2 protein-coding genes are annotated in these 4,365 nt (G+C 73.1%); both read left to right on the top strand.

What is annotated here, in order from left to right:
* Positions 1–3,286, top strand: a 3,286-nt coding sequence (locus ACX9I7_RS32310; protein WP_459389356.1) for a type I polyketide synthase, incomplete at its 5' end; no start/stop codon positions are given.
* 35 nt (positions 3,287–3,321) lie between these two features.
* Positions 3,322–4,365 (top strand): beta-ketoacyl synthase N-terminal-like domain-containing protein (locus tag ACX9I7_RS32305; RefSeq protein WP_459389355.1); only part of this gene is annotated, 1,044 nt, incomplete at its 3' end.

The following is a 4,365-nucleotide window of genomic DNA, read 5'->3' as shown; positions in this document are numbered from 1 at the left end:
GGAGGCCGTGGTCATCGCCGGTGACGAGGACGCGGCCCTGGCCATCGCGGCGAGCTTTGCCGCCGAGGGTCGTAAGACTCAGCGGTTGTCGGTGAGTCATGCGTTCCACTCGCCGTTGATGGATCCGATGCTGGACGATTTCCGTCGGGCCATCGAGGGCCTGTCCTTCCAGGCCCCGGCCATTCCCCTCGTTTCGAATGTGACGGGTGAGCTGGCTACGACCGAGCTCGTCGCGACCCCCGAGTACTGGGTGCGGCACGTGCGTGAGGCCGTCCGTTTCTCCGACGGTGTCCGGGCGCTGAGCGAGGCAGGTGCTACCGCCTTCCTCGAGCTCGGCCCCGACGGTGTCCTGACCGCTCTGGCCCAGCACACCCTCGACCCCGACCAGGACCTGCCCTCCGTCCCCGCTCTCCGTAAGGACCGTCCCGAGGAGACCGCTCTCCTCACCGCCCTCGCCCAGCTCCACGTCTCCGGCGTCGACGTCGCGTGGGCCGAGCTGTTCGCGGGTACCGGTGCCCGGCGCGTCGAGCTGCCCACGTACGCGTTCCAGCACGAGCGTTACTGGCCCCGGCCCGCCGCCCTCACCGGCGATGTCTCGTCCGTCGGCCTCGTGCCCGCCCGGCATCCGCTCCTGGGTGCCGCGGTGCCGCTGGCCGACTCCGACGGGATGCTGTTCACGAGCCGGCTTGCCCCACAGACCAGCGAATTCCCCGTATCCGCCTTCCTTGAGCTGGCCATTCGCGTCGGCGACGAGGTGGACTGCGACCGCGTCACCGAGCTGACCGTCCACACGCCCCTGGCCCTCACCGGCGAGTCCGCGCTTGCGCTCCAGGTGTGGACGGGCGCGCCGGACGCGACAGGGGCACGTGCCGTACGCGTCTACTCACGCCCCGAGGACGCCCTCGACGAGCCGTGGACCGAGCACGCCACCGGCGTCCTCGCCTCCGGCGAGCAGGTCGTGCCCTTCGACGCGTCCACCTGGCCGCCCACCGGCGCCACCGCCGTCGAGGCGGGCGACGAATCCACCACCCTGTGGGTCCGGGACGACGAGGTGTACGTCGAGGCGAAGCTGACCGGCGAGGCCGCGTCCGACGCCCCCTACTACGGCATGCACCCCGCCCTGCTGGAATCCCTCGCCCAGGCAGCGGAATTCGCGGGCCTGGACGGTGAGGAAGAGCTGTCCCCGCTGTCATGGTCGGGAGTGTCCCTGCACGCAGGCGGCGCCTCGGCCGTACGGGCACGCCTCACCCGGACCGCGGGGGACTCGGTCTCGGTCGCGGCGGCGGACGCCACCGGCGCTCCCGTGCTGTCGGTGGAGACGCTGGTCCTCCACCCCCGGCCGGACGCCGACGACGCCCCCGCCGGGGCCGGTGCGGAGCAGGGCGCCTTGCTGCGCCTGGAGTGGGTCCCGGCACCCGGCCCCGCCACTACCCAGGACGTGCTTCGGTCCGTGACGCTCGGCGGCTACGGGATCGCGTCCCTGGCCGACGTACCGGCCGGCACGGATCTCGTCGTGGTCCCGGTCGCCACCACCGACGGCGAGGACGTACCCGCAGCCGCGCACCGGCTGACGGCCCACGCCCTCCAGCTCGTTCAGGAGTGGCTCGCCGACAACCGCCACGCGGCCTCCCGCCTCCTCTTCCTCACCCGTAACGCCGTCCCCGCCGACGCGGCGGACGCCGTCCGTGACCCGGCGGCCGCCGCGGTCTGGGGCCTGGTGCGCTCGGCACAGTCGGAGAACCCCGGACGGTTCGTCCTCCTCGACGTCGACGAGACCGCCGGCACCGACCCGACCGACCCGACCACCCTGCTCCCCGGCCTCCCGGGCCTGACCGGCCTGCTCGCAGGCGGCGACGCCCAGTTCGTCGTCCGCGACGGTGCGGTGCGCGTGGGGCGGCTGGCGCGGGTCGCGGTGGAGGCCGGCACTCCGGCAGCGGTACGCACATGGAATCCGGCCGGCACAGTGCTGATTACCGGTGGCACAGGCGGCCTGGGCGGCGTACTCGCCCGGCACCTCGTGACCGAGCACGGCATGAAGCACCTGCTGCTGGCGAGCCGTCGTGGCCCGGAGGCCCCCGGCGCGGCGGAGCTGGCCGACGAACTCGCCGCCCTGGGCGCCGAGGTGACACTCGTCGCCTGCGACACATCCGACCGCGCCGAGGTGAAGGGCCTGCTGGCCGGGGTCCCGGCCGCCCGTCCGCTGACCGCCGTGATCCACACGGCCGGCGTCCTCGACGACGGCATCGTCACCTCCCTGACCCCGGACCGCCTCGCGACCGTCCTGCGCCCGAAGGCCGACGCCGCCTGGCACCTCCACGAGCTCACCAAGGACCTCGACCTCGCCGCCTTCATCGGCTACTCCTCCATCTCCGGCGTGATGGGCAGCGCCGGTCAGGCCAACTACGCCGCGGGCAACGTCTTCCTGGACGCCCTCGCCCACCATCGCAGGGGTCTCGGCCTCCCCGCCCAGTCTCTGGCGTGGGGGGCGTGGGCGCAGGGGAGCGGTATGACGGGCACGCTGTCGCAGGCCGACATGCAGCGGATCGCGGCGTCCGGAGTGCCGCCGCTGACGGTCGCACAGGGCCTGGCGCTGTTCGACGCGGCCATCGGGCTCGACGAGCCGTACGTCGTCCCGATCGGCCCGGCCTCCGGCGCACGGCGCGCTCAGGGGGAGGTGCCGCCGCTGCTGCGCGGCCTGGTGAAGGGCGGCCGACGGGTGGCGGCGGCCGCCGGGGACGGTGCCGCGACCGCCGCCGGACTCGCACGACAGTTGAGGGAAATACGGGAAGAAGAGCGCGTACGTTTCGCCGTGGAGCTCGTCAGGGCGGAGGCGGCACGTGTGCTCGGGCACGCCTCGCCCGAGGCGATCGGGGCGAAGAAGGGGTTCCAGGACCTGGGCTTCGACTCCCTGACCGCCGTCGAGCTCCGCAACCGGCTGACGGCCTCGACGGGGCTGCGGCTGCCCGCCACCCTGACCTTCGACCACCCCACCCCCGTTTCCCTGGCCGAACACCTCGTCTCGCAGCTCGTGGGCGAGGACGGCCCCGACACCTCCTCCTCCCTCCTCGCGGAGCTCGACCGCCTCGACTCCGCCCTCACGACCACGGAACCCGACGCCCTCACCCGGGCGGCCGTCTCCAACCGGCTGCTCCAGATGCTGGAGAAGTGGCGGGGCGGCGCGGCCGAGACCGCCGGCACCGAGGTCGCCGAGCGGATCGGCTCCGCCAGCGAGGACGAGATCTTCGACTTCATCGACAACGAGCTCGGCCGTCTGGGCGATCGCTGACCCGGCCTCATTCTTCACACGGAAGGTTCCACGCAATGTCGAACGACAGCAAGCTCGTTGACTACCTCAAGTGGGTCACGGCGGATCTGCACCAGACCCGCCAACGGCTGCTGGAAGTCGAGGCCGGAAAGCAGGAGCCCATCGCCATCGTGGGCATGTCCTGCCGGCTGCCGGGCGGGGTGCGGTCCCCGGAGGACCTCTGGCGGATGCTGCACGAGGGACGTGACGGCATCACGCCCTTCCCGACCGACCGTGGGTGGAACATCGAGGCCCTGACGGGCGACGGCGCCGACGGCGGTGACGGCACCAGCGTCACCGCCGAGGGCGGCTTCGTCGACGCGGCCGGCTTCGACGCCGACTTCTTCGGCATATCGCCGCGCGAGGCCGTCACGATGGACCCGCAGCAGCGGCTGCTGCTGGAGGCGTCCTGGGAGGCGATCGAGCGCGCGGGCATCGCCCCGGCCTCCCTCCAGGGCAGCAAGACGGGCGTCTTCGTCGGCACCAACGGCGTCGACTACGCGGGCGTCGTGATGAACTCGCAGGAGGACGTGGAGGGCCACGGCGGCACCAGCCTCGCCGGCAGTGTCCTCTCCGGCCGAGTCTCGTACACGTTCGGGCTGGAGGGCCCGGCGGTGACGGTGGACACGGCGTGCTCGTCGTCGCTCGTCGCCCTCCACCTCGCCTCCCACGCGCTGCGCAACGAGGAGTGCTCGCTGGCGCTCGCCGGTGGTGTGACAGTCCTGTCGACGCCGATGGGCTTCGCGGGCTTCAGCCGCCAGGGCGGCCTGGCGGCGGACGGCCGCTGCAAGGCGTTCGCAGACGGCGCCGACGGCACGGGCTGGTCGGAGGGCGTCGGCGTGCTCGTCCTGGAGCGGCTGTCGGACGCCCGGCGCAACGGGCACCGGATCCTGGGCGTGATACGCGGGTCCGCGGTGAACCAGGACGGCGCGTCGAGCGGCCTGACCGCGCCGAACGGCCCGTCGCAGCAGCGGGTGATCCGCCAAGCGCTGGCGAGCGCCGGCCTGTCGACGGCCGACGTGGACGCGGTGGAGGCGCACGGCACGGGTACGACGCTGGGC

The organism is Streptomyces sp. L500 (assembly GCF_054551825.1).
This window is presented reverse-complemented; position numbering and strand designations above follow the sequence as displayed.